General features: G+C 70.3%; 25 protein-coding genes and 6 pseudogenes. 9 read left to right on the forward strand and 22 right to left on the reverse strand.

Annotated elements, in window-relative coordinates:
- From K6I33_RS03015 to K6I33_RS03025, 3 genes and pseudogenes are all read left to right on the forward strand, one after another.
- Positions 1-195: pseudogene (locus tag K6I33_RS03015) on the forward strand (ABC transporter permease); the annotation flags it as partial.
- 63 nt (positions 196-258) lie between these two features.
- Positions 259-942 (forward strand): ABC transporter ATP-binding protein, encoded by a 684-nt coding sequence (locus tag K6I33_RS03020; RefSeq protein WP_229348090.1) that lies wholly within the window; start codon positions 259-261, stop codon positions 940-942.
- A 77-nt stretch (positions 943-1019) separates the two neighbouring features.
- A complete protein-coding gene (locus K6I33_RS03025) occupies positions 1020-1370 on the forward strand; it encodes a hypothetical protein (RefSeq protein ID WP_229348091.1) in 351 nt (116 codons plus the stop codon).
- Between the two features lie 91 nt (positions 1371-1461).
- Here the strand turns inward: K6I33_RS03025 and K6I33_RS03030 are convergent, their stop codons facing one another.
- The 7 genes and pseudogenes from K6I33_RS03030 to K6I33_RS03060 form a co-directional block, all read right to left on the reverse strand.
- Positions 1462-1761 carry a TetR family transcriptional regulator C-terminal domain-containing protein gene (locus K6I33_RS03030; protein WP_229348130.1) on the reverse strand — a complete coding sequence of 100 codons (300 nt, stop codon included), beginning with the start codon at positions 1759-1761 and terminating at the stop codon, positions 1462-1464.
- 132 nt (positions 1762-1893) lie between these two features.
- A pseudogene (locus K6I33_RS36245) lies at positions 1894-1938 on the reverse strand (hypothetical protein); the annotation flags it as partial.
- A pseudogene (locus K6I33_RS03040) lies at positions 1938-2678 on the reverse strand (complex I subunit 5 family protein); the annotation flags it as partial. The pseudogenes K6I33_RS03040 and K6I33_RS36245, both read right to left, overlap by 1 nt.
- Before the next feature lie 6 nt (positions 2679-2684).
- Entirely contained in the window at positions 2685-3029 is a 345-nt protein-coding gene (locus K6I33_RS03045) for an NADH-quinone oxidoreductase subunit K (RefSeq protein ID WP_229348092.1), read from the reverse strand.
- Positions 3026-3702, reverse strand: a pseudogene (locus K6I33_RS03050) (MnhB domain-containing protein). Before K6I33_RS03050 ends, K6I33_RS03045 begins: the two are co-directional and overlap by 4 nt.
- Positions 3703-3788: 86 nt before the next feature.
- A pseudogene (locus tag K6I33_RS03055) lies at positions 3789-4027 on the reverse strand (hydrogenase subunit MbhD domain-containing protein); the annotation flags it as partial.
- A 13-nt stretch (positions 4028-4040) separates the two neighbouring features.
- Positions 4041-4472 (reverse strand): MrpF/PhaF family protein, encoded by a 432-nt coding sequence (locus K6I33_RS03060; protein ID WP_229348093.1) that lies wholly within the window; start codon positions 4470-4472, stop codon positions 4041-4043.
- Positions 4473-4956: 484 nt separating this feature from the next.
- Here K6I33_RS03060 and K6I33_RS03065 point away from each other — a divergent pair, with 484 nt between their 5' ends.
- Positions 4957-5112, forward strand: coding sequence for a DUF6131 family protein (locus tag K6I33_RS03065; protein ID WP_229348094.1), 156 nt, complete (start codon positions 4957-4959; stop codon positions 5110-5112).
- A 41-nt stretch (positions 5113-5153) separates the two neighbouring features.
- On the opposite strand, the gene K6I33_RS03070 is transcribed toward K6I33_RS03065, so the two are convergent.
- The 8 genes from K6I33_RS03070 to K6I33_RS03105 all read right to left on the reverse strand — a co-directional run bounded on the left by K6I33_RS03070 (position 5154) and on the right by K6I33_RS03105 (position 11953).
- Positions 5154-5678, reverse strand: a complete 525-nt coding sequence (locus tag K6I33_RS03070; RefSeq protein ID WP_229348095.1) for a DUF6328 family protein — start codon at positions 5676-5678, stop codon at positions 5154-5156.
- 19 nt (positions 5679-5697) lie between these two features.
- Positions 5698-6024 (reverse strand): plasmid stabilization protein, encoded by a 327-nt coding sequence (locus K6I33_RS03075; RefSeq protein WP_229348096.1) that lies wholly within the window; start codon positions 6022-6024, stop codon positions 5698-5700.
- A gap of 140 nt (positions 6025-6164) precedes the next feature.
- Entirely contained in the window at positions 6165-7277 is a 1113-nt protein-coding gene (locus tag K6I33_RS03080; RefSeq protein ID WP_229348097.1) for a M14 family metallopeptidase, read from the reverse strand.
- Between the two features lie 32 nt (positions 7278-7309).
- A complete protein-coding gene (locus tag K6I33_RS03085) occupies positions 7310-7621 on the reverse strand; it encodes a hypothetical protein (protein ID WP_229348098.1) in 312 nt (103 codons plus the stop codon).
- Between the two features lie 198 nt (positions 7622-7819).
- Positions 7820-8569 (reverse strand): dienelactone hydrolase family protein, encoded by a 750-nt coding sequence (locus K6I33_RS03090; RefSeq protein WP_229348127.1) that lies wholly within the window; start codon positions 8567-8569, stop codon positions 7820-7822.
- Between the two features lie 240 nt (positions 8570-8809).
- A complete protein-coding gene (locus tag K6I33_RS03095; RefSeq protein ID WP_229348099.1) occupies positions 8810-9229 on the reverse strand; it encodes a DUF3592 domain-containing protein in 420 nt (139 codons plus the stop codon).
- 196 nt (positions 9230-9425) lie between these two features.
- A complete protein-coding gene (locus tag K6I33_RS03100) occupies positions 9426-11486 on the reverse strand; it encodes an ABC transporter ATP-binding protein (RefSeq protein WP_229348100.1) in 2061 nt (686 codons plus the stop codon).
- Positions 11483-11953 (reverse strand): NUDIX domain-containing protein, encoded by a 471-nt coding sequence (locus tag K6I33_RS03105; protein ID WP_229348101.1) that lies wholly within the window; start codon positions 11951-11953, stop codon positions 11483-11485. Before K6I33_RS03105 ends, K6I33_RS03100 begins: the two co-directional genes overlap by 4 nt.
- Before the next feature lie 551 nt (positions 11954-12504).
- Here K6I33_RS03105 and K6I33_RS03110 point away from each other — a divergent pair.
- From K6I33_RS03110 to K6I33_RS03120, 3 genes and pseudogenes are all read left to right on the forward strand, one after another.
- Positions 12505-12657, forward strand: a pseudogene (locus K6I33_RS03110) (VOC family protein); the annotation flags it as partial.
- Between the two features lie 88 nt (positions 12658-12745).
- Positions 12746-13195, forward strand: a complete 450-nt coding sequence (locus K6I33_RS03115) for a GNAT family N-acetyltransferase (protein WP_229348102.1) — start codon at positions 12746-12748, stop codon at positions 13193-13195.
- Between the two features lie 97 nt (positions 13196-13292).
- Positions 13293-13916, forward strand: coding sequence for a TetR/AcrR family transcriptional regulator (locus tag K6I33_RS03120; protein WP_229348103.1), 624 nt, complete (start codon positions 13293-13295; stop codon positions 13914-13916).
- Positions 13917-13975: 59 nt separating this feature from the next.
- Here K6I33_RS03120 and K6I33_RS03125 read toward each other — a convergent pair whose 3' ends face one another.
- From K6I33_RS03125 to K6I33_RS03140, 4 genes are all read right to left on the reverse strand, one after another.
- Positions 13976-17200, reverse strand: coding sequence for a bifunctional cytochrome P450/NADPH--P450 reductase (locus tag K6I33_RS03125; RefSeq protein WP_229348104.1), 3225 nt, complete (start codon positions 17198-17200; stop codon positions 13976-13978).
- A 156-nt stretch (positions 17201-17356) separates the two neighbouring features.
- Positions 17357-17917, reverse strand: a complete 561-nt coding sequence (locus K6I33_RS03130; RefSeq protein WP_229348105.1) for an ABATE domain-containing protein — start codon at positions 17915-17917, stop codon at positions 17357-17359.
- A 79-nt stretch (positions 17918-17996) separates the two neighbouring features.
- Positions 17997-18191, reverse strand: a complete 195-nt coding sequence (locus K6I33_RS03135; protein ID WP_229348106.1) for a hypothetical protein — start codon at positions 18189-18191, stop codon at positions 17997-17999.
- A gap of 36 nt (positions 18192-18227) precedes the next feature.
- A complete protein-coding gene (locus K6I33_RS03140; RefSeq protein WP_229348107.1) occupies positions 18228-19289 on the reverse strand; it encodes an alpha/beta fold hydrolase in 1062 nt (353 codons plus the stop codon).
- Positions 19290-19502: 213 nt separating this feature from the next.
- Between K6I33_RS03140 and K6I33_RS03145 the strand changes: the two genes are divergently transcribed.
- A complete protein-coding gene (locus K6I33_RS03145; RefSeq protein ID WP_229348108.1) occupies positions 19503-19910 on the forward strand; it encodes a peptidase inhibitor family I36 protein in 408 nt (135 codons plus the stop codon).
- Between the two features lie 36 nt (positions 19911-19946).
- Here K6I33_RS03145 and K6I33_RS03150 read toward each other — a convergent pair whose 3' ends face one another.
- The 3 genes from K6I33_RS03150 to K6I33_RS03160 all read right to left on the reverse strand — a co-directional run bounded on the left by K6I33_RS03150 (position 19947) and on the right by K6I33_RS03160 (position 22385).
- A complete protein-coding gene (locus K6I33_RS03150; RefSeq protein ID WP_229348109.1) occupies positions 19947-20732 on the reverse strand; it encodes a VOC family protein in 786 nt (261 codons plus the stop codon).
- A 167-nt stretch (positions 20733-20899) separates the two neighbouring features.
- Positions 20900-21850 carry a carbohydrate kinase gene (locus tag K6I33_RS03155; RefSeq protein ID WP_229348110.1) on the reverse strand — a complete coding sequence of 317 codons (951 nt, stop codon included), beginning with the start codon at positions 21848-21850 and terminating at the stop codon, positions 20900-20902.
- A gap of 1 nt (position 21851) precedes the next feature.
- Positions 21852-22385, reverse strand: a complete 534-nt coding sequence (locus tag K6I33_RS03160) for a GNAT family N-acetyltransferase (RefSeq protein ID WP_229348111.1) — start codon at positions 22383-22385, stop codon at positions 21852-21854.
- A 566-nt stretch (positions 22386-22951) separates the two neighbouring features.
- Between K6I33_RS03160 and K6I33_RS03165 the strand changes: the two genes are divergently transcribed.
- Positions 22952-23143: a hypothetical protein gene (locus K6I33_RS03165; protein WP_229348112.1), complete on the forward strand. Its 192-nt coding sequence runs from the start codon at positions 22952-22954 to the stop codon at positions 23141-23143.
- Positions 23144-23301: the final 158 nt, after the last annotated feature.

Consider the following 23301-nt stretch of genomic DNA (forward strand, 5'->3'; position numbering starts at 1 on the left):
GGGGGCGGAGGCGGCGGGTTCGGTCATCGGGCCGGCGGCAAGACACTCGAAATCGCCCTCACCGCACCGGTCAGCCTCACCACGGTCGCCGTCGCCGTCGCCCTGGCGGTCGCGGGTGGCCTGATCGCGGGCGCGTTCGGCGGCTGGCGCGCCTCTCGGCTCCGCCCGGCGGACGCACTGCGCCGCATCGAGTAGTTCGCCGCCTCTCCCTCCTCTGTGTCCTTCTTTTTCTCCCTCCCCCCACCTCGGAGCCACCCCATGTACAAACTCAGCGGAGTCACCAAGCGCTACCAGCGCGGTCGCGAGACCGTCGAGGCGTTGCGCGGCGTCGACCTCGTCATCGAGGACGGCGAGAAGCTCGTCATCCAGGGCCCCACCGGCGGGGGCAAGTCCACCCTCCTGCAGATGCTCGGCGCCCTCGACCGTCCCACCGAGGGCAGCGTCGAGCTGGACGGCACCGATCTCGCCCGGCTGGGCGAGGCGGCATTGACCAGGCTGCGCAGCGAGAAGATCGGCTTCGTCTTCCAGAGCTTCAACCTCATTCCCACGCTCACGGCCCAGGAGAACGTCGAGACCGCGCTCGTACCGCTCGGCGTCGGTGCGGACGAGCGGCGTCGCCGTGCGGCCGAGGCCCTGGAATCGGTGGGCCTGGGCGAGCGCCTGCGCCACCTGCCGAGCGAACTCTCCGGCGGTCAGCAACAGCGTGTGGCGATCGCCCGCGCGCTGGTGAAGAACCCGAAGGTCCTGCTCGCCGACGAGCCCACGGGCAACCTCGACGAGGCCACCCGGGACGAGATCGTGGGCCTGCTGGAGACGCTGTGGAAGGAGAACGGGCTGACCTTCGTCATGGTCACCCACGACTCCGCCATCGCTCGCACCGCGCAACGGCTCGCTGTCATCAAGAAGGGCACGGTCACCATCACCGACCGCGCTCGCCCCTGAGAGCCGGCCATGGTGGGGGCTCCCGCTCGGGCCTGTCCGGCGGATCATGTTCGGGCGGGGCTGGGTAGGTTGGCCGCATGTCTTCTGCACTTGTTGTTGGTTACGACCCGCGAGCGATACCCGGCGTCGACGGGGAGGCTCTTGGCGCGGCTCTCGACGCGGAGCTGGCCCGGTTCGGTGAGCACGGCATCGACGCGGCCATGACGCTGATCGTGTTCGACGAATCGGCCGAGCCCACCCTCGTCGCGTCACTGACCGAGCGCCCTTGGGACGTTGTGGTCGTCGGCGGTGGGATCCGCAAAACGGAACAGCTATTTCCGCTGTTCGAGCAGATCGTGAATCTGATCCGCCGCCATGCGCCTCAGGCCGCGATCGCGTTCAACACCAGTGGCGGGGACAGCGTTGAGGCGGCACAGCGGTGGCTCTGAACTGCCTCCGCTCGACCATGTCCCCGACCATGTCCTGAGCCGCAGTCGGATCGATCGCCGGAGGGCGAGCGCCGAGCGCGTGGGGGTCCGGTCATGACGTGAGAAGGTTCTCCGCGGCCTCGCGCAGTGTCGCCCTGATGGCGCGCGGGTCGTCGAGATATCCGCCCACCATGGCTCCGTCCCGCAGGACGACCAGGGTCCGGGCCACACGCTCGGGGTCGGGGTGACCCGCGTCGCGGACCACGGCGCGCAGTACACCGTGGAACCAGCGGCGGTGCTCGGCGATGCGGACGCGTACCCGATGTGTGGGGTCGGGGTACTCCGCGGCGGCGTTGAGGAAGCCGCAGCCGCGAAACCCCGGCCGGCAGAGATTGTCGCCGATCATGTCCATGATGGCGAGCAGGGCGCCACGGCCCCGATGAGCGGCGAGAATGGCCGCCACGGCGTCCTCCACCCTTGCCCCGCGGGCCTCCAGGTAGGCGACGACCAGCCCGTCCTTGCTGGAGAAGTGGCGGTAGAAGGTCGCCCTGGTGACCCCCGCTTCCGTGACCAGTTGCTCCACGCCCACGGCCTGGATGCGTGCGCGTCCGGCAGCCAGAAGTGGAAGGGCACGGCGGCCGCCTTCACCAGCAGTCCCGTCACGATCAGGACGAACGCCGCGACGACGAGGACATCGCCATGGGGCGTGGTGTCCAGTCGCCGGCCCGCCTGGGCCATGCCGAGCTCGCCCGTGCGCGCGTACAGCAGGGAGATGCCGAGCAACGACGCGTATCCGCCGAGGGAGTTGACGAATCCGAAGGCCAGGGCGCCCTGGACCGGGCGTTTCTCCTCGCCGCGGTAGCCGGTCAGCGCGTAGCCGACGACGCCCATGAGCTCGAAGAAGACGAACGCGTCGAAGAGGTCCCCGGTGAGCGCGAATCCGCACATGCCCGCCTGGAAGAGCAGGACGAGCGCGGGGTAGGCGCCCGGATGGCCGTGCGGCGGCTCGTCGAAGTAGCGCCACGAGTAGCCGAGCACGGCGGTCACCAGCAGGGAGGTCAGCGCGGCCAGCCCCAGGCCCACCCGGTCGCCGACGAGCACGATCCCCACGCTGTGCCCGTGGCGTGGCACCCAGCCGCCCACCCAGTCCACCGCGGTGGTGTGGGAGGTGGCATGGAAGAGGAGGGCTACGGCCAGGCCCGTGGAAGCGGCGGCGCACGCGCAGGCCACGGTCTCCGCCGCCGGGCGCGCCATGCGTCGCCCCAGCCCTACCAGCAGGGCGGCGCCGAGCAGGGGTACCGCCACGATCAGCGGCAGCAACCGGTCCACCGTGGTTCAGCCCCTCAGTTCGAAGAGTTCGTCGGGGTCGGTGGCGCCGTGCCGTTTGGCGGTCTGGACGACCAGGGCGAGCAGCAGGGCGGTCACCGTCGCGCCCACCACGACATCGGTCAGGGCCAGTGCCTGTACGACCGGGTCGACCACGGTGACACCGGGCCGGACGTCGGAGAAGACCGGGGCGGTGCCGTCCCGGCGGTAGCCGACGGCCCGCAGCAGCACATAGGTGGAGGACTGGGCGACGGACAGACAGCCCACGGCGTGCACCAGATCACGGCTGGTGGCCAGGCCGTGCACGCCGATCAGGAAGACCCATCCCGCGACGAGGTGGGGCAGCACCGTCACGTCCGTCCTCCCTCGATCTCCAGGGCCTGGCGCAGGAAGTGGGCGAGCAGGACGACGACGGCCGAGGCGACCTCGACGTCCACGGCCGCGTTGAGCAGCTGGCACCGTGCCCCCGGAGGCGAGCGTGTTGAACGTTCCGTAGGGCAGCACGTCGGCCAGGTACGCCGATCCGGCCAGCAGCCCGCCCAGGCCGGTCAGCACGTACGCCGCCTCGCCCAGGGCGTCGCCGATCTCGTACAGGCCGACGGGCCGGCCGCGTTCCAGCGCCCGGTAGTCGACGGCGGCGTACAGGAGGTGGAAGGCGGTGGCGACGACCCCGCCCTGGAAGCCGCCGCCCAGGCTGAGCTGACCGTGCGCGATCACGTACAGCCCGATGAGAAGGGTGACCGGCAGGGCGGCGACCCCGTAACGACGCAGCACGGGCGGCATGGCCACGGGGGTGTGGCGCGGAGCTCCGCTCGTCGCCGGTCCTGCGGAGCAGGACGACGGTGCCGAGCACGGCGGCGAAGAGGATGCTCTCCTCGCCGAGTGTGTCGAACGCGCGCTGGTCGAAGTTGACGGCGGAGATGGTGTTCGCCGTGTGCCGTCCCAGGGCCGCCTCGACCGCCCGGTCGCCGTAGGGGTGCCAGGAACCGCCGAAGCGCGGCAGTTGAAGGAAGGCGGCCAGCAGCAGTGCCGCCGTCGCGAGGAGCCCCGCGGTGAGGACGCCGAGCCGCGCGCGCCGGCTCGTCCGCGTCGCTTCCCGCTCTGCTCGTCGTACCGTTTGCGGACTTTGCGCACCGTCAGCAGGATCATCAGCGGGGTGAGGCTGAGCCGACCCCGAGCTGGGAGAGGCCTACGTCGGGTGCCTGGAGGACCGTGAAGGCCGTGGCGAGCCCCAGGCCGAGGAGAGAGAGGACCACGGCCTGGCGGGCCGGGTCCCGGTTGAGGACGGCGGCGGTGGCCGCCGCCGTGACGAGCAGCAGTGAGGCGGCAACGAGGACGTCGTCGAGGGTCATGTCGGCGTTCATGTCAGCCACGGCGCACCGCCCGGATCGTGGCCACTCCCCCGGACGACAGCAGGACCGCGATGACGAGCAGTTTGGCTGTCGCGCGGCCCGGGCCGGTGACCACGCACAGCGGAAGCACCGTCGCGGCCGTGCCGCCCGTGAGGACGGGCGTGAGCCACCGGGTTCCGGGCGGCTCCCGCTCGGCGTCGGCGAGGAGGAGCCGGGCGAAGACCAGGGTCCCGGCGGGCCCGAGTACCGAGACGACGAGCGCGAGGTCGGCATAGGCCGGGCGCCCGTATCCCTGCGCCAGCAGCAGGAACACCAGACACAGCAGAAGCGTCGCGTAGTTCTGGGCCACGACGCGCCGCCCGGGGCCGCCCCGCGCGGCGTGCCACAGGCTCGGCCCGACGCCCCCGGTCAGAAGCAGAGCGGCGGCGGCCAGCCATCCGTTCATCCGCGGGCCGCGCGACGGGCGGCGCGGGCGGCCCAGGCTCCCACCAGTGCCGCCCGTCGCTCCGACGGCCGCTTCCCACGCGTCGACCGTGCTGATGAGCGTGATCCACAACGCGGTGAGCCCGGCCCACCAGCCGACGACCTCCCGTACGCCTCGGCCGTTCCTCCGTGCCTCGTGTCACCTCCGTGCCCGGCGAGAACGCGCCTCAGTATCGGCCGCCGGGCGACGTCGGCCCGGGGAAAGACAGGGTGTGTTGTGGGTTGGGTTCGGCCCGGGCCTTTCCCCTGTACTCCGACGGAGATATCCTGAAATTTGAGGCATCTATCGGCCGCAAGGCCGACTCGGGTAATGGAAAGGCTGCCTCGGACAGCCGCCCTCCCTCCGCCTGCAGAGGTGGCGAAAGGCCAACACGCCACCGCCCTCGCTGAAGCCTCGAGCGATGTGATCTGAGCAAGCAGGCAAACCGGGAATTCAGGAGATCGTCGTGATCGTCCTAGGTGTCATCCTTCTCGTCATCGGATTCGTGCTGGGCTTCCATATCCTGTGGACGATCGGCATCATCCTGCTGGTCGTAGGCCTCATCCTGTGGGTCCTGGGGGCCGCGGGTCATGCTGTCGCAGGCCGACGCCACTATTGGTAGGCGAAGGATTGGTAGGCGAAGGCCACGGCCCGTTCGTCCGGTCACTTCCTGCGCTCGTACCGGTGCAACGCCCATCCGGGGAGCCCGAACCAGCAGAGCACCAGCCAGGCGACCACCCCGGCGACCACCCAGGGCACCGCCGCGTTGTGCAGGGCGATCCGCAGGATCAGCAGCAGCGCCGAGGTGACGGTGGCCAGCAGCAGGACCACACCCAGCATGGTGAGCCGCGCGGCCCAGGTGACGGTCTGCGCCTTGAGCCGGTGCCCGCTGACGATCCGGTGGAAGGCGACCGGTCCCACCAGGGCGCCGGTGGTGGCCGCGCCCAGCACCACCGTGACGACGTAGATGACGCGGTCGGTGGCGCCGAGGGTGGCGAAGCGCGGTGTGAAGGCGACGGTGAGAAGGAAGCCGAAGAGGATCTGTACGCCTGTCTGGGTGACGCGCACCTCCTGGAGCAGTTCGCTCCAGCGCCGGTCCGCCCGCTGCATGGGGGACTCGTTGCGCCCGTCCCGCCACGGCTCCCCGGCTTCCGGCGGGTCCGCTCCGGGCGTGCCGTGCGAGGACATGCGATCGGCCGTGGCCGGGTCAGCTTCGCCCCAGAGCCCGCTTCAGCTCGGCTTTGTTCATGTGCGAGCGGCCTTCGATGTTCTTCTGCTTCGCCTCGTTGTAGAGCTGTTCCTTGGTCGGGCCCTGGGCGCCGGAGTGCGAGCGTTGCCCGCCGCGCTTGGAGGACGACATGTCCTGGATCGAGGTGCGGCTGGCCGTCTTCGACTCGCCCGCGCGGGCCCGCTCCTTGTTGACGGTGCGCGCAGCGATCTCCTCCGCCCGGTCCTTGCTCTCACCGCGATCGAGCGCGCTTTCCTTGATGTGCTCGTACTGCCGCTCGCGCTTGGCGCTGGAACCCCTGGGCATACCGCTCTCCTCTCGCTCGTCCGCGCACGAATCACCGTGACACCCGCGACACCACGGCGCAGGGCGGGAGCCGCCGATCGGCGGGTACGGGGGCGGCACTGAGGGTGCTGCGGGCGCGTGGTGAGGCCGGCCTTACGCGCTCACGTCTGCAGTGCCGCCAGGCAGAACTGGATGAGCCCGGCGTCGACGTCCTTGATGATCCGCTTCATCTCCGTCCAGGGAGGGTGGAAGCTGGCCTCCGCCGAGCGTGGATCCTCCTTGCCCCATTCGATGGTGAAGGCGTGCACCTTGCGTTGTCCGTCGTCGGCGAGGTGCCGGGAATAGGTGTAGTCGTCGCTGGTTCCGCTGGTCGGGTACAGGTGGAAGCCCGACATCGGCCGGTACCTGACCCCGCGTACACCGTGCACTCCTTCGCAGAACTGCTCGGCCAGCGTGGCGGCGGTGTTCGCGTCGTCCTCCGGGAGGTATTCCCGGTAGGCGGTGTCCCCGGCCACTCCGCGTTTCCCGTCGAAGTCGGCGTTCCGGAAGTTCTGGGTGGGGTCGGTGGACTGGTTCTCGTCGTCGCCCCAGACGAAGAGCATGTCCTGTGAGTAGCTGTGCACGTCGATGAACCACCGGGTCGCCGGATGGGTGTCCAGCAGCCAGCGGACGTTGCGCGTCTCGGGCTCGGAGAACGCGTGCGGGCCCTGGTACGTCTGGTAGTCGCACGGGTCGCTGGAGACCCTCGGCCCGGCGGCCGGGTCGAAGGCGGTGGTGAAGTCGAAGAGGAAGTCGAAGTTGCGGTTGATGTCGACGCCGACGCAGGCGGGGTCGCTGTTGGCATGGGCGGGGTTGCGGTTCTTGCGCCACATCGGGTCGACGGTCTGGCTGTAGTGCCGTCCGTCGGGGTTGACGAGCGGGAAGACGATGACGGACAGGTTGTCCAGCAGATCGCGGATCTGCGCCGAGCCGAACCGGGCGCCGCCGTAGGCGAGGCCGGTGCCGGTCTTGTACGCCTCCAGGAGATCGGCCGCGAGGTTGACGAGGATCTCGCAGCTGCCCCATTCGCGGGCGTGAATCCCACCCGTCAGGACGACACAGCCCTTGTGCCCGTCACCGTTTCCGTCAGGTGCGGCGCCGAGGCCCAGAGCATGGCAGGTCACGCCCTCGACCGACGGCTCGGGAAGTTCGATGAGCCGGGTCAGCTCCGGGTACGCGCCTGCCAGGCGGACCACGGCGGAGTCGACCTCGGTGGTGTTGAAGTATGTCGACATGGCGACCTCACAGGGTCAGGTCAGTCTGTCAGTCAGTCCTCGATCTTCTCTCCCAGCCCGCGCGGAACGGAGTCCGGAGCGGCGAACCGGTCGCCCTCCCCCACCTCGGCCTGGCGGGCTTTCCCGGTGGCGGTGGCGTCGTCGACCACCGTTACCGTCACTCCCTCGCGTTCCAGCGCCTCGGCCTTCCCCGCGGGCACGTAGGCGTCGATGCCCACACCGCCGTCCTCGTGCCCTTGAGGTCGTCCGCCGACGTCGAGGCGCTCGTCGCGGAGCAGGGCACGGAGGGTGTCCGCATCCTTCGCCGTCACACGGAGGCGGAGGATCCTGTCATCGGATGACATGGCCATCACGGTCCTCGGTACGGTCGTGCTGTTGGTGGTGTTGTACGCGCCCCGGAGCGGGGGCCGTGCGCACGGCGCTCACCGTGCGCACCCGCCCGGGAGGCGCGTCCCAGTCTCTCCGTTCCAGTCTGAGGTCCTGGTCACTGCCACGCCACTGGGTCGCCGATGGCGAACGGGCCGAGCGGGCGGGCCGGTGCCTCAGCTGCCGGCCAGGGCTCGGTCGAGGAGGGGGAGCAGGCGGTCCCAGTGGTGCTGGAGCGCGGTGGGGTCGAAGGCGTCGGTGTCGGACATGGTGAAGCCGTGGATGGTGCCGGGGTAGATCTCGGTGGTGTAGCCGACGCCCGCGGCATCCAGGGCCTGGTTGAGCTCGCCGAGGGCTTCGGGCGTCATGTCGCCTTCGGCGAGACCGACGTGGACTTCGGCGGTGAGGTTGGGGACGAGGCGGTGCGCGCTGTCGGGCGCGTCGGTGACCAAGGCGCCGGGGTGGAACCCCGCGACGGCGGCCACCCGGCCGGGGTGGGCCGCGGCGGTGCGCACCGCCAGGACGGCGCCCATGCAGTAGCCGATCGCGGCGACCGGTCCGGCGCTGACCTCGGGCTGGGCGGTGAGGAACTCGAGGTAGGCGTCGGCGTCGCGCAGGGCGCGTTCGGTGGTGTGCGCCTCGACCAGGGGCATCAGCCGGGCGAAGAGCGCGGGGCGGACGCCCTCTCCGATGTGCTCGGGAAGTTCGACCACCGGTGCCGGGCCGTGCCGGTAGTAGACGTTGGGGACGAGCACGTAGTACCCGTGCCCGGCCAGCTCGCGGGCCATCTCCTCCAGCACGGGCCGCAGGCCGATGGCGTCCATGTACAGCAGCACCCCCGGGTGCCGCTCACCGTCGTCGGAGAAAACGGCGAAAGCGTCGGCCTGGCCGTCCGGGGTGGGAATCTGCAACATCTTGGCGGGAATGGCGGTTCTTCCTTCCTTGGGCTGTCGCTGGTGCGGCTGATGCTGATGCCGGTGCACAGCCTCCATCAGAGGTGAGGCCGGTCCGAGATCGACCCGTCGATGACCTCCGATCACCGGTACGAACCGTAGCAGTGACGATCAACCCGGCCGCCGCCAACACCTGCGGGCCGCAGCCGCAACACCCGCCTCGGCACGGGAACTTCAGCCACCGTCACCGCCCACGCCGACGAACGCGGCTGATCAGCGACGTCGCCGGGTCACCAACGCCATGACGGTGGCGATCCCCGTGAACACCAGCCCGATCCCACCGAAGATGAGCGGCATCAGCCACAGCGAGAGGAACCCCTTGATCCGCGCGTCCTCAGGGGAGCCCGGACGGTAGAGCACCTCGACCTGCTCACCCACCTCGTACGACGGTGGGTTGGAACCCGCCGAGTCCCGGAACTTCCTCGGCGTGCCGTCCGCCGGCGTGAACTCGATCACCGGGTACGCCACAGGCTCGTCGTCGGACCGCACCTTGCGAGATCCGCCGCCGTGGTCCTCTCGCCAGTCCAGGGCCACCACCGTGCCTCGGGCCCGCTTCGCATCCGTCAGGAAGGAAACCGACACCCCCGCGAAGATCAGCCCGATGACCAGGCACAGCGCTCCGGTCGCGGCCATCCCGAGCATGAGCCACCGGTGGGCGCCCCGCCCACGCACCTGAAACTGGATTTCCACGGCATCCTCTCACTTCTGACAAACGAGAGGGACGCTATCCCAGGCATCCCGGTTGCCGGGTTCCCACCCCGGCGGGAAGGGCGGTCAGCGGCAGGGCGACCGACGTGCCGCCGCAGGCTCCTTCCCGCCGGGGCATCCCTCACCGGGTGTCGCTCCTTTTCGCGGTGTCGGCCGGCTTGCGCTGGCCGGGCAGGGCGGCGGTGTCCTGGAACTGGGCGCGTTGCATCTCGTACAGCTCGCGGAAGACGCCCGCAGTCGGCTTGTGCAGGAGTTCGTCGAAGGTGCCGGTCTCGCGCAGTTCGCCCCTGTCCAGGACGTGGATGAGGTCGGCGTGGCGGACGGAGGCGAGGCGGTGGGTGATCAGCAGGACGGTCTGTCCGGTGTCGGCGAGTGCGCGGATCTGGTCGAAGACCTCCAGCTCGGCTTTCGCGTCCAGTGCCGAGGTGGGTTCGTCGACGATGAGGACGGCGGCGTCGCGGTAGCGGGCGCGGGCGATGCCGAGGCGCTGCCATTGGCCGCCGGAGATCTGGTGCCCGCCCTTGTAGCCCTTGGACAGTAGCGTGTTCCAGCCCTTGGGCAGCTCGGCGACGACTTTGTCCGCCCCCGAGTGCGAGGCGGCGGATTCCAGGCCCTGAGGGTCGACCGGCCGGTCCGTGCGGCCGATGGCGACGTTCATGCGGCAGGTGAAGGGCCAGCGGTGGAAGTCCTGGCCGACCATCCCGATTCTCGACCAGAGCTGTGCTCGGTCCAGGTCGCGGGCGTCGGTGCCGTCCCACAGGATGCTGCCCTCGTCCGGCTGGTACAGCCCGGCGAGCAGCTTGGACACGGTCGTCTTTCCGGAGCCGTTCTCTCCGACCAGTGCCACGATTTTCCCAACGGGGATATCGAGGGTGACGTCTTTGAGCGCCGGGCGCTTGTCCCGCTTGTCCTTCGTTTTCGTATTCGTATTCGTCGGTTCCTCCGGCTCGTCGCCGTCCTCGGGGTAGTGGAAGGTGACGTTCTCGAAGCGGATCAATGACAGGTTCTCGGGGACCGGCAGCCCGCCGACCGGGATCTCGTGCTTCACGGCTTCCCGGAAGAGCCGTTCGAGATCCTGGACATAGCAGGCTTCCTCGTAGAGGTTGTTGACCTGGAGGACGAGGGTGGTCAGGCTCTGCCCGCCGCTGCGGATGGCCAGGACCGCGGTACCGGCCACCGACAGCGACATCACCCCTGTGGCCAGCAGGCCACCGAGGGACGCGTAGGTCAGGGCGGCGGCGATGCCGGTGAGGGCGGAGGCGGCCAGGCGGACCCGGGCCCGGCTGACAGCCAGGCGGGACTGCTCGGCCTCGGATGCCTCCGACATTCCGCGGAAGTGCCGGAGGAGGAACGGGCCGACATCGTGGACGCGGATCTCCGGGGCGGGCCCGGTGCGCGTCAGGGTCTGGCTCAGCAGGCGCCCGGCGCGCGAATGCTGCATCCACTTGAGGTAGCTGGCGTAGCGGGCGCGCGCGTTGCGCAGTGACGCCCAGGACCGGGGGACGGTCATCAGGGCGAGGAGTGGCAGCAGGGCCGGGTGGAGAATGGTGAGGACGCCGGCGGCGGCCGCGAAGGACACCAGGGAGCCGACGACGCCGGTGCAGACGTTGACCATTCGCCGGGCCGCTCCGGCTCCGTACTGGGCGCTGTCCATCAGCCGGTTGAAGTCGGCGTCCTCGATGGCGGCGAGCTCTACTCCGGCCACGTGAGCGAGGTACAACTCGGTGGCCACGCGCTCGACTTTGGGCTCCAGTCGGCCGGTACCGGACGTGGAGGCCGCGGTGGCCAGGGCGCCGATGATGCCGGTGACCGCGACGCCGATCATGGCGGGGATCGCGGCCTGCACGCGGTGGCCGATCGTGCCGACCGCGAGGACGGTCGACAGGACCGCGTTGACGGCGATCAGGCCGATCGCCTGGCTGACCCCGCGAACGAGCTCTCCGGCTCCGACGGTCCACAGGGAGCGGCGGTCGGCCCGCCGGGCCAGGCGGACGGTGAAGGCGACCAGGCGGGGCATCCGCACCGCCATGGTCCACAGCGACATCTCGAAGAATGCCTTGTCGTGCTCGGCCCAGCGGGCGTCGTACAGCAGCGGCCCGCCGAAGAGGAGCCTTTCCGATTCCGATCCTTCCGCTTCGCCGGATTTATCAGAGGCCGAGACCGGCGTGTTCTTGAGTTTCACGCTGTCCCTCCCGTGGTGGTGGCCCAGCCGTGGGTGGAGAGCAGCGCGCCGGAGGTGAACTGGGCCAGTACGGCGGCCGTGTAGGGCACGCAGTCCGCAGGTGGCTGTGCGGGGTTCGCCCACAGCAGTGCCGAGCACTTGCCCGGCTCCCGGTTGCGCGGCTCGCCGGACCATCGCTGGGCGGTGAAGACCACGCCCAGTCGCGCTTCTCCGTCGGGGTTGCGGTGGTGGATGAGGTGGCAGAACTCCAGGTCGGCCGGAGCGATGCGTACTCCCACTTCTTCGCTGACCTCGCGCAGGGCTCCGTCGGTGACGGTCTCGCCGTGTTCCAGGTGCCCGCCGGGCGGGGCGAGGAGGCCGCTGGCGTAGACGTTCCCGGCCCGTCGTAGCAGGAGGACGCGCCCGTCGGTGCGGTGGAGCAGGACCATGACGTCGATCACGCTCCGGTAGCGGTTTCGTTCGATCATGCCGGGCCCCTCTTCCCGCGCAGGGCGGGGATGGCCGGCCGCTGTTGTTCGAACAAGGGCACCCTCGTGTCGTTTGTGTGGCAGATGGGATGGTGACGCACCGTGTCTCCTCGTTGACGCGCGGATCGGACGAGTGATCGGAAAAACGGCCCCCGATCGGAGTCCGTCACGGCCCCTCACGGGCGTTTCGTCGTGCGCAAGTTCGAGGAGGGGTCAAGGGGCTTGTGGTCACAGGGCAGCAGCCGCGATGGGGTTTGTGCGATTCACTCGCTCGTGGTCGCTCGCCCGTTCCGGTACTTGCGTTGCTGACGGGAAGGGCAGGCCACCATCCGGTGCCCGTTCGCCTCGGGGCGGGTGGCGGTTACGGCTTTGCAGGTGAGGGGGTGACCACGCGTGCCGTGACGACCCGCGTGCCATGATGACCGCGCGGACCCACCGCCCGGGGAACGGCATCGGACAGCTGCACTGAATGAGTGTCAGATATGCCCGTCGAGACGTCCGGGGTCCTCTCAACTCTCAACTCTCAGCTCTCAACAAAGGACGACCGGCTCATCGACGTCCACAGCGCACCCGGCGGCCTCGACGAACTCGTGACCAGGCTGGAAGGCTTGGGCGCGACCCGCGTCCACGAAGTGAACAAGGGGCCGGCCGGGCACTGGTGGGTGATGCGGGACCCGGAGGGCAACGAGTTCTCCGCGGCCTAGTGCCGCTGGATCGGGCAAGGGCGGGGGCGACACCGCCCTGCCGTCGGCGGTGTGGGAGGCTGATCCAATGTCTGTAGCCCTCCGCCACTTGGACGCCCGGCTCCTCCCTGACTGGCTTGAGCGCAGCCGAGCCGAGTACGCCAAAGATCTCGTCACTGCGGGGCAAACCCCCGAGGACGCCCACCGGCATGCGGACGAAAGCATGGCCCGCTCCTTTCCCTCCGGTACACCGAGCCCGGGGCACGCGGTCTTCGACGTGGTCGACGACGCCGGGGAAACCGTCGGCTACCTCTGGATCGGACCGGACACGAGCGACGACGCCGGCGCCTGGTGGATCTGGGACATCATGATCGACGCCGACAAGCGGGGGCGGGGCCTCGGGCGAATGGCCATGGTCCTCGGTGAGGAATACGCCCGGGCGCAGGGCGCTCATACGCTTGGCCTCAGTGTCTTTGGGTTCAACACGGGTGCGCGCGGCCTTTACGAGTCGCTTGGCTACGAGACGACCTCGGTCAAGATGCTCAAGCGACTCGGCTGAGGGCCGTGAAGTGGTGAACTGACGGGCCGGCCGGTCCTCGGGATCCTTGACATGGTCGTACGACTCAATCATTCGACCAGGTCGATACGATGAGGACATGGCTCATGTCTCCGCGGCCGAGCGCCGCCCTCAGCTGATCAAAGCGGCGATCGACCTCATGACCAGGGAGGGCGTCGCCGCCGGCAGCACACGCGCCATCGCCGCCGAGCTCGGCGTCGCGCAGGCCACGGTCCATTACACCTTCGGCACGAAGGCGGACCTGTACCGGGCGGTCATGGAGCAGCTCACCGACGACCTGACTTCACGGGTCGAGCGGGCGGCGCCGGAGGACGCCGGTTTCGAGGAGACGATCGTCGCACTGGCCGCCGCCTCGTGGCGCACCGTGCGGGAGGAGACGACCCGTTACCGTCTGCTGACCGAGCTGAGCATGCTCGCCCTGCGCACTCCTGGTCTGAACGAGGCATACCAGGGCTACTACCGGGGGGTGAGCGAGGTGACGGCGAGGCTGGTGAGCGAGGCGGCGGCGCGGACCGGGTACGAGCTCGCCCAGCCGGCGGAGACGATCGCCCGGTTCTTCCTCGCCGGTTTCGACGGGCTGACGATGCAGTGCCTCTACGCGCCGGACGAGTTCTCGGAAAGCGTCGGTCTCCGGGTCCTGGTCTCCGCGACCATAGCCCTGGCCGGTGGGCGGCTGGATCTGGCGGAGATGCCGACGGGCTGACGGGCTGGCGGGTCCACTGGTCGTGGACCCGCCAGCCGGCCGTGATCAGCCGACGGTGATCAGCCGGCCCAGACGTCCTCGGCGTAGTGACCGGACTCCGCGAGGGAGGCCAGCCATGCGGCGGCCTCCTCGCCGGACGCGCCGGTGTTCTCGCGGTGGATCGCCATGAGCGCCTCCCGCACCGCGGGGGCCATGCGGCGGCCGTCGCCGCAGACGCGGACCCGGCCCCCGGCTTCCAGCGCGGCCCAGACCTCTTCGCTCTCGCGCGCGATGCGGTCCTGGACGAAGCGGACGCCGTCCTCGGGCGCGTGCATGAAGGTGGGGCGCATGCTCACGGCTCCGGCCGCCTCGGCGGCTTCGAACTCCTCCCGGTGGAGGTAGTCGACGTCGGGGTGGTCGCAGCCGAAGTAGCACAGCAGCGCTCCGGCCGACCGGGTGTACAGCCGGTCGAGGACCGCGCCGCGGAAGGGCGCCAGCCCGGTGCCCGCGCTGACCAGGACGACCGGCACGGACGGGTCCTCGGGCAGCCGGAATGCCTCGTTGCACGGCAGCACCCGGGCCTGGAGGGTGTCACCGGCCGTCACGGTCCGGAGGTGGTGCGAGGCGATGCCGTGGAAGACGCCCTCGCCGCTCCGGTGGGGCGCGGTGAGCAGCGACACCATCAGGTCCACCTCGCCGGGAGAGGCGTCGGCGGACGAGGAGATCGAGTAGTGGCGCGGGCGCAGGACCGGCAGCAGCTCCAGGAAGCGCGCGAAGGGCAGTTCGCAGGCGCGGTGGTGCTCCAGCAGGTCCAGGACGCTGCGTCCGGCGGCCGTGACCCGCTCGTGGAAGGTCTCGGGGTCCGCCGCGGCGAGTTCGGCCAGGGGGCGCTTCTCGGGCGGGCAGCCGGTGTGCTCGGCGAGCACGGCGACCTGTTCCCGGGTGGCGGGGTCCTGCAGTTCCACGAAGTCGGTCAGCAGCCGGCGCAGGGTCAGCGGGCGGTCGACGGGCAGGGTGTTGGCGCCGCGGCGGCGTGCGTGCAGCCGGACGGTACGGTCCAGGTCGAGGCCGAACCGGTCGGCGACCCGCCGTACGAGGGCGTCCGGGTTGCGCGGGAGCACGGCCAGGTGGTCGCCGGTGCGGTAGGTGATGCCCTCGGGCAGTCGCAGTCTCAGGAAGCGCTTGGAACGGCCGAGTTCGTGGTCCATGTCGACGAGCTCGTACGCGTCGAGCACCTCCATCGGCCGGAGGCCGTGCCGTGCCGCGAGTCCGCCGGTGACCGACTCGGGGGTGTCCTGGATCTCGTAGAGGCCCTGCTCCCGGCCCTGGCCCTCCTCCGGCCCGGCGGCCGGCGTGGCCCGGGCCGCCGGGTCGCCGTACCGCTCCAGCAGGGCGGTCCACAGGTCGCCCGTCCACCGGTCCACCGCGCCCGCGAAGTCACCGGAGGCGTCGGCGGCGCCTCGTTCCAGCAGTGGTGTGGCGCCGGCCGCCGCCAGGCGCTCGTCGATGAGGGAGGGGACGCGCTGGTAGGTGGCCGCCCAGTTGCGGTCGCCGACGCCGAGCACGGCGTACTGGACACCGTCGAGCGAGCCGGGGGCGAGTCCCTCCAGTGACGCGACGAATGCGGCGGCGTCGTCGGTGGGCCTGCCGTTGTAGGAGGCGGCCACGATCACCACCGGGCCCCCGGCGGCGCTCAGCTTGCCGGCGTGGTCGTCGAGGGGTGCCACGGACGAGGTGAACCCGTGCTCGTCGCCGTCCGCGGCCAGGTCGCGGGCGATGCCCGCGCAGGTGCCCAGGTTGGAGCCGTGCAGAACGGTGAGCGCGGTGCCGGTGGCGCGTCGGGCCGCGGGACGGTCCCGGCCGGCGGGGGCGCTGCTCGCGGCGGCCGTGGGCAGGCGGCGTTCGGCACTGGTGCGGCGGGCCAGCTCGAGGGTGAACCCGTCGGGCTTGATGGTGAGGGTCTGTTTGATCTTCAGCTGGTAGTCGGCGTGGTCGATCAGCCGGTAGCGGTGCGTCAGCAGGCCGAGCAGCAGGGTGGCCTCGTGCAGGGCGAACTGGCGGCCGATGCAGGCGCGTTCACCGTTGCCGAACGGCTTGAACAGGTGGAGCGGGCGCTTCTCCTCCCGCTCGGGTGCGAAGCGCTCGGGGTCGAACAGCTCGACGTTCTCGCCCCAGGCGGGGTCGCGGTGGAGGGCCGGGGTGTAGACCGTGAGGGTCTCGCCCTCGCGCACGGCGTACCTGCCGCCGATGACGGTGTCCTCGAGGGGCTCCACGGCGAAGCCGGGCGCGGTCGGCCACAGCCTGAGGCTCTCGTTGAGCACTTGGCGGATGTAGGTGAGCTTGCCTATGTCGCCGTAGTCGAGTTCGGGGGTGTCCGTGTCGCCCCACAGGGCGTCCACCTCGGCCTGGGCCCGCGCGAGCACCTCGGGGTGCTTGGTCAGGTAGTACAGGGCGAAGGAGAGGGCGCCGCTGGTGGTCTCGTGCCCGGCGATGAGGAAGGTGATCACCTGGTTGCGGATGTTCACGTCGTCCAGGACCTCACCCGTCACCGTGTCCCGGGTGTGCAGCATCCGGCCCAGCAGATCGTCCGTGCTCGTGTCGCCGGACGCCCTGCGCCGCCGGACGACCTCGTCGACCAGGTCCGTCATCAGTTCGACGTCCCGGCGGAACTGCTCGGCCTCCTTCCGTTTGAACAGCTCCGCGCCCGGGATGGCCTCGACCCTGTCCTGGGAGAAGGCCAGCGCCCGTGACATCGCCTCGACGAAGGGGTGCGGCTCGTCACGGCGGAACGACCCGAAATCGTAGGCGAAGCCGCACAACCCGATGGTGTCGAAGGTCAGCCGGGTCATGTCCTCGGGGACGCCCACCGCCCGCGCCCCGGCGTCCCGGTCCCACTTGGCGATCAGGGACCGCGCGACCCCGAGCATGGTGCCGTGGTAGTCGCGCATCGCGCCGAGCGAGAACGCCGGCATCAGGATGTCGTGGGCCTTGCGCCAGTTCGGCTCGTGGTTGAAGGCGGTGAACAGACCGTCCCCGGCGAACCGGCGGACCTCGATCAGGTCCGGGGACAGGCTCTTGCGGAACCGGGACTCGTCCGACAGCTCCGTCACCAGATCCAGGCCGCCGACGACCACGGTCCCGGTCCCGAAGACGCGGAACCGGAACACCGGCCCCATCTCCTTGATCTCCTTCATCAGGAGGTCGTGGCCGTCGGCGCTCTTGAGCAGCTCGAGGGCGTGGCCGATCAGGGGCAGCGCTGGACGCTCGGGGATCGCCTGGGCAGCGCCAACGGACGCGTGAGCCATGAAGGCCGCCTTTCGTTTCACACCAGCAGTCGATTGCGGACCAACGTACGCCCGACATTGTCGGGCGACAATGTCGGGCGATTGTGTTGATGGACACGGTTGGTCGACTCAACCAGGGAAGGGTGTGAGGCGTCGGTCAGCAGGCCTGAGGCGGGGTCAGCGGGCCGCCGTGTGGGCGGACTTCTTGCGGGCGCGGTACGCGGCCGCCTTGATCTTGTTGCCGCAGGACTCCATGCCGCACCACTGGCGGCGCGTGCCCCGCGAGCGGTCGATGTAGGTGCGGGTGCACTCCGGGTTGCCGCATTCCTTGAGCAGGGGCACGTCCTCCCCGCTCAGCAGCTCGACGGCGTGACGCGCCACCAGGGAGAGCGCTTCTTCCGGCGTCGCTTGCGTCCAGCGCCCCGACGGGGTGAGCTGCGGCACCGCGGGCGGCTTGCGTGCCGCGTCGTTCACCACGGCCAGGGCCGCCCTGTCGTACTCCTCCCCGAGCCGACGGGCCGTGACCAGCTGGTAGACGGCTTCGCGCACGGCCCTCGCCTGCTCGACGTCGGCCTCCCGCCCGGGGGAGACCGCGTCGACGAGGCCGGACTCCACGTACCACGCGGTCAGTCTGGCGGGCGTCGTGAACATCTCGAAGCGCACCGAGCGGCGCGCGCGCAGTGTCGCGGCGAAGTCGAGTGCCGGGTTTCCGCACACGAAGACATGGTCGAGATTCACATCACCATTCTGACAGGTGACGACGAGGCCGGGCAAGGTCCGCCGCCTGCCGGAGCGGCGCGCGTCCGGTCGCCTCTGTTCAGAGGCCGAGGTCGACGGCGAGGCAGGAGAAGAACTTCCACGACCCTTCGGGGTCATGGGCGTGACACGTCGAGCCGCTCGCCGTAGCCGCCCTCTCCTCGACCATGTCCTCGTAGCGGATGGGCTCGGGCAGCTTGCCGAACCGCGCTCGGCGTGCCGCTGCGGCGCCGTCCGTGGTGTTCCGGTGTTCCATGATCGGACTCCGTTTCGGTCTGGGGCGGATACGTCGTCAGAAACGGTCCACGTCGACGACGGCCTGGGCGAAGGCGGCGGGTGCCTCCTGCGGCAGGTTGTGGCCGATCCACTTGAGGGTTCGGTGCTCGTACGCGCCCGTGAACCTGTCCCGGTACGAGGCGCCGTCGCCCGGGGCCGTGAAAGGGTCCCGCTCGGGGTCGAGGGTGATGGTGGGGACCTCGATGACCGGCCGCGCGGCGAGCCGCTTCTCCGGCCCGTCGTAGCGGCGCTCGCCGTCGGCGAGGCCCAGGCGCCAGCGGTAGTTGTGGATGACGACGGCCGCGTAGTCGGGGTTGTCGAACGCCGCCGCGGTGCGCTCGAACGTGGCGTCGTCGAACTGCCACGTAGGAGAGACGGTGTCCCAGACGAGCCTGGTCAGGTCGTGCCGCAGGGTCTTGTCCTCCATGGCGAGCCGGCCTCGCTCGGTGGAGAAGTAGTACTGGTACCACCAGGCGTGTTCGGCTTTGGGAGGCAGCGGCTTCAGATTCGCCTGACGGTCGGTGATGAGGTATCCGCCCACGGACACCAGGGCCTTGCAGCGTTCGGGCCGGAGCGCGGCGACGATGCCGGCGGTGCGCGAGCCCCAGTCGAAGCCGGCCAGGACCGCCTTCTCGATCTTCAGGGCGTCCATCAGGGCGATGAGGTCGAGGGCGATGGCCGACTGCTGACCGTTCCGGAACGTCCGGCCGGAGAGGAAGCGCGTCGTGCCGTGCCCGCGCAGATACGGGACGATCACCCGGTAGCCCTCCTCGGCGAGGAGAGGGGCGACGTCGACGTAGCTGTGGATGTCGTACGGCCAGCCGTGCAGGCAGATGACCACGGGGCCGTGCGCGGGGCCCAGTTCGGCGTAGCCGACATCGAGTACGCCGGCCTTGACCTGCTTCAACCGCGGAAAGGTGGTGTGCGCTTCGTGGGTGACCGCGTGGGCGGTCGATGCCCCGGATGGGTTCCGAGTGGCGGCGGACGCGGCCTGCGAGCCCCGCAGGCCGGTCAGTGAGGCGGCGGCCGCGCTCGTGCCCAGCCCCAGGGCCCTGCCGAAGTTACGCCTGTTCATCATGCGAATCACTCCGTGCGTCGATGTGCACCGACTTCTTCGGTGACCGACTGTCGCACAGGGCTCGTCACCAGTCAAACAGGTGACGCGGCGACAACCGCCTGGCTGTCAGGCCGCCTCGGGGCGCGGGCGAGACGCGGCCTTGGCACCGAGCACCGGTTCCTCGATCCTTGACGTAGCGGGCGAACGGCCCCGACGCACGAGGAGTACACGTCCATGAGAAGCACCCTGCGCGCCCTGCTCGTTCCGATGGCCGCCATGGCCGCCACCGCGCTGCCGGTCTCCACGGCCCACGCCGCCGACGGATACGACCGCTGCCCTGACGGCTACTACTGCATGTTCTCGGGCCTCGATGGCACCGGCGACATGGTCAAACTACGCGGGAGCGTGCCGGACCTCGCGACTGTCGGCATGAACGACCGGGCCAAATCGGACTGGAACCGCACCGCTTCGACCATCTACCTCTGGTCCGAGGCCAACTACACCGGCTGCACCGCGGTCACATCCGCCGGGCCGACCGGCAAGGGCAACTTCTTCCCCGATTACCGGGACTTCTTCAGCTCCGTGCAGTTCGACGGTCCGGGCGGCCCGAGCTGCGGCACGCCGCCCGGCGAGGGCCGCTGACCGCCCAGGTTTCGGGTGGTGCCGCGGCGGCGAACGTCAGGACTCGACACTCCTGATGACCGCGAACGGGGCTCCGAAGGGGTCCAGGAACATGGCCACGCGCCCGATGCCCGGGGCGTCCATGGGCGGGATGAGGACGATGGCGCCGTGCTCCGACGCCACGGCCACCGTGGCGTCGCAGTCGGCGACCTCGAAGTACGGGTGCCACTCGGAACGGGAGCCCCCGGCCATATGCCCCTCGGGCAGCTGCATGAGGCCACCGTGCGCGGCGTCCGCTCCCCCACCCGCCGGCGCGGCGATCTTGTACTCGAGGCCGCCGCCCACCGGCACGTCCCGGGTGTCCCAGGGCAGGACGGAACGGTAGAACGCGTCCGCCGCCGTCAGGTCCGTCGTGTACAGCTCGACCCAACCGACCGAGCCCGGGGCGTTGACCAGGTCCACCCCCGCCACGTCACCGGGCTGCCAGATCGCGAACTCGGCGCCGGTGGGGTCGGTGAAGCCGGCCATCCGGCCCGCGGTGAAGACATCGCCCGGCGGGATGCGGACCGTGCCGCCCGACTGCTCCACGGCCTTCGCCGTGGCGTCGGCGTCCTCCGTGCGGAAGTACACCGTCCAGGCCGAGCCGGCGCCCTCCTCCGTCAGCGGTCCGATACCGGCGACGGTTCTGCCGCCCAGGCGGAAGAAGCCGTAGCCGACGGCGGGGCCGGCCGAGGCGTACTCCCAGCCGAAGAGCGCGCCGTAGAACGCCACGGCGGCGTCGATGTCGGGGGTGCCGAGGTCGAGCCAGGCCGGCTCGCCGGGGACATGGGTGGACGTCAGCATCGGGTGCCCTTTCGGCCGCGGGAGCGTGTCGGTGCGCCCGGTGGGGGCCGGGCGGCCGTGCGGGAGACGATCGGCTCTCAGCATGGCAGGGGGGACTGACAATCCCGCCGAGGCGCCGACCGGCGTGCCGGGGAGACGGGCGTGGCCCCGTCACGACGCGCGGCGGGTCAGCGCATGACCGGGCGTTCCCCCGCCTCGAGTTCGGCGGCGTACGGCGGCCGCGCTCCCGCCCGGGAGCAGGTCAGCGCGGCGGCGCGGGCGGCGAAGGCCAGGACGTCGTGCCATTGGTCCGCGTCCAGGGCGGGCGTACCGGTGAGCGCGCCGTGGTGGTCCAGGCGGTGCAGCAGCGCGGCGTTGACGGTGTCGCCGGCCCCGATGGTGTCCACGACGTCCGTCTCCGTGCCGGGAACGGACAGTTCGAGGCCGTCGCGGGTGCGGACGGTCAGGCCGGCGCCGCCCCGGGTGAGCACGACGGCGTACGGGCCCGACGCGAGCCACTCCTCGACGGCGGCTGCGAGGGCGGTGGATCCCGCGAGCCAGGCCGCGTCCTCCTCGGAGAGCTTGAGCACGGTGGTGTGGGGCAGCCAGGAGCGGAAACGGGCCCGGTAGGCGTCGGCGTCGGGGATGAGGCCCGGCCGGATGTTCGGGTCGAGCACGGTGAACAGGCCGTTCCCGGACGCGCGGCGCATCAGCTCCTCGTACGCCCCGGCCCCCGGTTCCAGGACGAGGGAGCAGGTGCCGAAGGAGATCGCGCGGGCCTCCGCGGGGAGACCGGCGGGGAGCCGGAAGAGGCGGTCCGCGGTGCCCTCCGCGTGGAAGGTGTACGTGGCCGAGCCGCCGTCGCCGATGTGCGCCACCGCGAGGGTGGTGGGTTCGGGGCCGCGCTGGACCAGGGAGGTGTCCACGCCGTCCGCCGTCAGGGCACGCAGGAGGGCCTCGCCGAAGTGGTCGGTGGACAGCCGGGAGCAGAAGGCGGCCGGTGAGCCGAGGCGGGCGAGGGCGACGGCGGTGTTGTAGGGGCCGCCGCCGCGCCGGGGCAGCAGGGCGGGCAGCTCGTCGTCGGCGGCGGGCCCCGCGGGGACGAGGTCGATGAGGGCTTCCCCGGCGACAATGATCATGTCAGTCCCGCTTCCAGTCCTCGGCGAGGAGCCCGAGCAGCACCTCGTCCAGGAACTCGCCCATCACCCAGGCCGAGGAGCGCAGCACGCCCTCGCGGACGAAGCCGTTGAGCTCGGCGGAGCGCAGCATCGCGGCGTTGTCCGCCAGCGTCTCGATCTGCAGCCGCCGCAGGCCGCGCACGACGAAACCGTAGTGGCACAGCGTCGCGACCACGTTGGTGCCGTAGCCCTTGCCCCGGGAGGAGGGCAGCAGCCCCAGCCCTATGTGCGCCGACCGGTTGTGGTTGTCGATGCCCCACAGCGTCGCGGTGCCGATCAGGGTGTCGCCCTCCAGCTCCACCACGGAGAACTGGACGTGCCCCTGCTCCTTGTCGTCCACCACGAGCCGAGGGTCCTTCGAGCCGGGCGTGATCGGCCGCCACGGCCCGCTCTCGGCCCGCGAGGAGTTGACCACGTCGTCGTAGAGCTCGGCCCGGAGTATCGGGATGTCGTCCTCGTGCCGGGCCCTGAGCCCGACCTTGCCACCTCTCAGCATGCGAGCTTCCTATCCGGCCGGACCGGCCGGCGGCAAACGATTATGCGGTCGTCTCGGTCGGCGCACCGCCGCCGCACGCCACCGCCTGCCGCCCCGCGTCCGTACCGGCGGCTTCGGCGGCACGCCCCGAATGGATTCGCCTGAGCGAGTCTCCACATTTTGCATGTGCACGGGCAAAAAATCGGAAATGACATTCCGCTTGCGTGGGCATTGTGAAGCCCGGGAAATGGGCGGTCGGGACGAAACCCGCCCTCCTGGCGGAGGCGAAAGAAATATCCTGACCGGGTGTCACATACGAACAGGAAACAGGATGTCGGCGAAAGATTGTCGATCGACAGCGTGCACCGGCGGACAGCAGCGGTCGCAATCCCTGGACTCCCGTTCGGACATTGCTTGCATCATCGCCCTGACCTGCAGGCTTGCATGGGTAATCGATTTGCATTACCACCCACGTTAAACGTCGCAAAGAGCCCGCGATCACCTGTATCTTCATGGCGAAGACGGGTGCGGCACAGATTGGGATTTCCGCACCCGCATGCCACGACTCGCATAGGAAAGGAATCGGCATGACCATCAAAAAGCACTCTTTCTGCGTATGGGATGTCAGGTTGTGTCTCGGACTGGTCCTGGTGGCCGTCGCCGTCATCTGGGCCGCAACGGCTTCGCTGCCGTTAACCGAGCTGCTCCCCCTGCTCGGCGTCGCGTCGGCGGGAACCTGTGGGTCCTCGGTGCGTGTGCTGCGCGTTCGCCGTCACTGACGCACGGCCGGGTGGCAGGTGAGCGCCTGCCGCCCGGCGGACCGGCCGTGTGCACGCCGTGTGCACGCCGCGTGAACCATCCCTCCCTGTTGGCGATTTCGCACCCTCGCTCGTTCGGGGGACTGGCTCCTGGGTGGCGTGCTCCCTAGCATGAGCAC

Origin of the sequence: Streptomyces sp. UNOB3_S3 (assembly GCF_020740895.1) — a bacterium.
GTDB lineage: Bacteria > Actinomycetota > Actinomycetes > Streptomycetales > Streptomycetaceae > Streptomyces.

What these genes read in the sequence shown, in the direction of transcription:
- K6I33_RS03020 (WP_229348090.1), top strand. Translation starts at nt 259, where the DNA reads ATGTACAAACTCAGCGGAGTCACCAAGCGCTACCAGCGCGGTCGCGAG.
- K6I33_RS03025 (WP_229348091.1), top strand. Translation starts at nt 1,020, where the DNA reads ATGTCTTCTGCACTTGTTGTTGGTTACGACCCGCGAGCGATACCCGGC.
- K6I33_RS03030 (WP_229348130.1), bottom strand. Translation starts at nt 1,761, where the DNA reads ATGGACATGATCGGCGACAATCTCTGCCGGCCGGGGTTTCGCGGCTGC.
- K6I33_RS03060 (WP_229348093.1), bottom strand. Translation starts at nt 4,472, where the DNA reads ATGAACGGATGGCTGGCCGCCGCCGCTCTGCTTCTGACCGGGGGCGTC.
- K6I33_RS03070 (WP_229348095.1), bottom strand. Translation starts at nt 5,678, where the DNA reads ATGTCCTCGCACGGCACGCCCGGAGCGGACCCGCCGGAAGCCGGGGAG.
- K6I33_RS03075 (WP_229348096.1), bottom strand. Translation starts at nt 6,024, where the DNA reads ATGCCCAGGGGTTCCAGCGCCAAGCGCGAGCGGCAGTACGAGCACATC.
- K6I33_RS03080 (WP_229348097.1), bottom strand. Translation starts at nt 7,277, where the DNA reads ATGTCGACATACTTCAACACCACCGAGGTCGACTCCGCCGTGGTCCGC.
- K6I33_RS03085 (WP_229348098.1), bottom strand. Translation starts at nt 7,621, where the DNA reads ATGTCATCCGATGACAGGATCCTCCGCCTCCGTGTGACGGCGAAGGAT.
- K6I33_RS03095 (WP_229348099.1), bottom strand. Translation starts at nt 9,229, where the DNA reads ATGGCCGCGACCGGAGCGCTGTGCCTGGTCATCGGGCTGATCTTCGCG.
- K6I33_RS03105 (WP_229348101.1), bottom strand. Translation starts at nt 11,953, where the DNA reads ATGATCGAACGAAACCGCTACCGGAGCGTGATCGACGTCATGGTCCTG.
- K6I33_RS03120 (WP_229348103.1), top strand. Translation starts at nt 13,293, where the DNA reads ATGGCTCATGTCTCCGCGGCCGAGCGCCGCCCTCAGCTGATCAAAGCG.
- K6I33_RS03125 (WP_229348104.1), bottom strand. Translation starts at nt 17,200, where the DNA reads ATGGCTCACGCGTCCGTTGGCGCTGCCCAGGCGATCCCCGAGCGTCCA.
- K6I33_RS03135 (WP_229348106.1), bottom strand. Translation starts at nt 18,191, where the DNA reads ATGGAACACCGGAACACCACGGACGGCGCCGCAGCGGCACGCCGAGCG.
- K6I33_RS03140 (WP_229348107.1), bottom strand. Translation starts at nt 19,289, where the DNA reads ATGATGAACAGGCGTAACTTCGGCAGGGCCCTGGGGCTGGGCACGAGC.
- K6I33_RS03145 (WP_229348108.1), top strand. Translation starts at nt 19,503, where the DNA reads ATGAGAAGCACCCTGCGCGCCCTGCTCGTTCCGATGGCCGCCATGGCC.
- K6I33_RS03150 (WP_229348109.1), bottom strand. Translation starts at nt 20,732, where the DNA reads ATGCTGACGTCCACCCATGTCCCCGGCGAGCCGGCCTGGCTCGACCTC.
- K6I33_RS03155 (WP_229348110.1), bottom strand. Translation starts at nt 21,850, where the DNA reads ATGATCATTGTCGCCGGGGAAGCCCTCATCGACCTCGTCCCCGCGGGG.
- K6I33_RS03160 (WP_229348111.1), bottom strand. Translation starts at nt 22,385, where the DNA reads ATGCTGAGAGGTGGCAAGGTCGGGCTCAGGGCCCGGCACGAGGACGAC.
- K6I33_RS03165 (WP_229348112.1), top strand. Translation starts at nt 22,952, where the DNA reads ATGACCATCAAAAAGCACTCTTTCTGCGTATGGGATGTCAGGTTGTGT.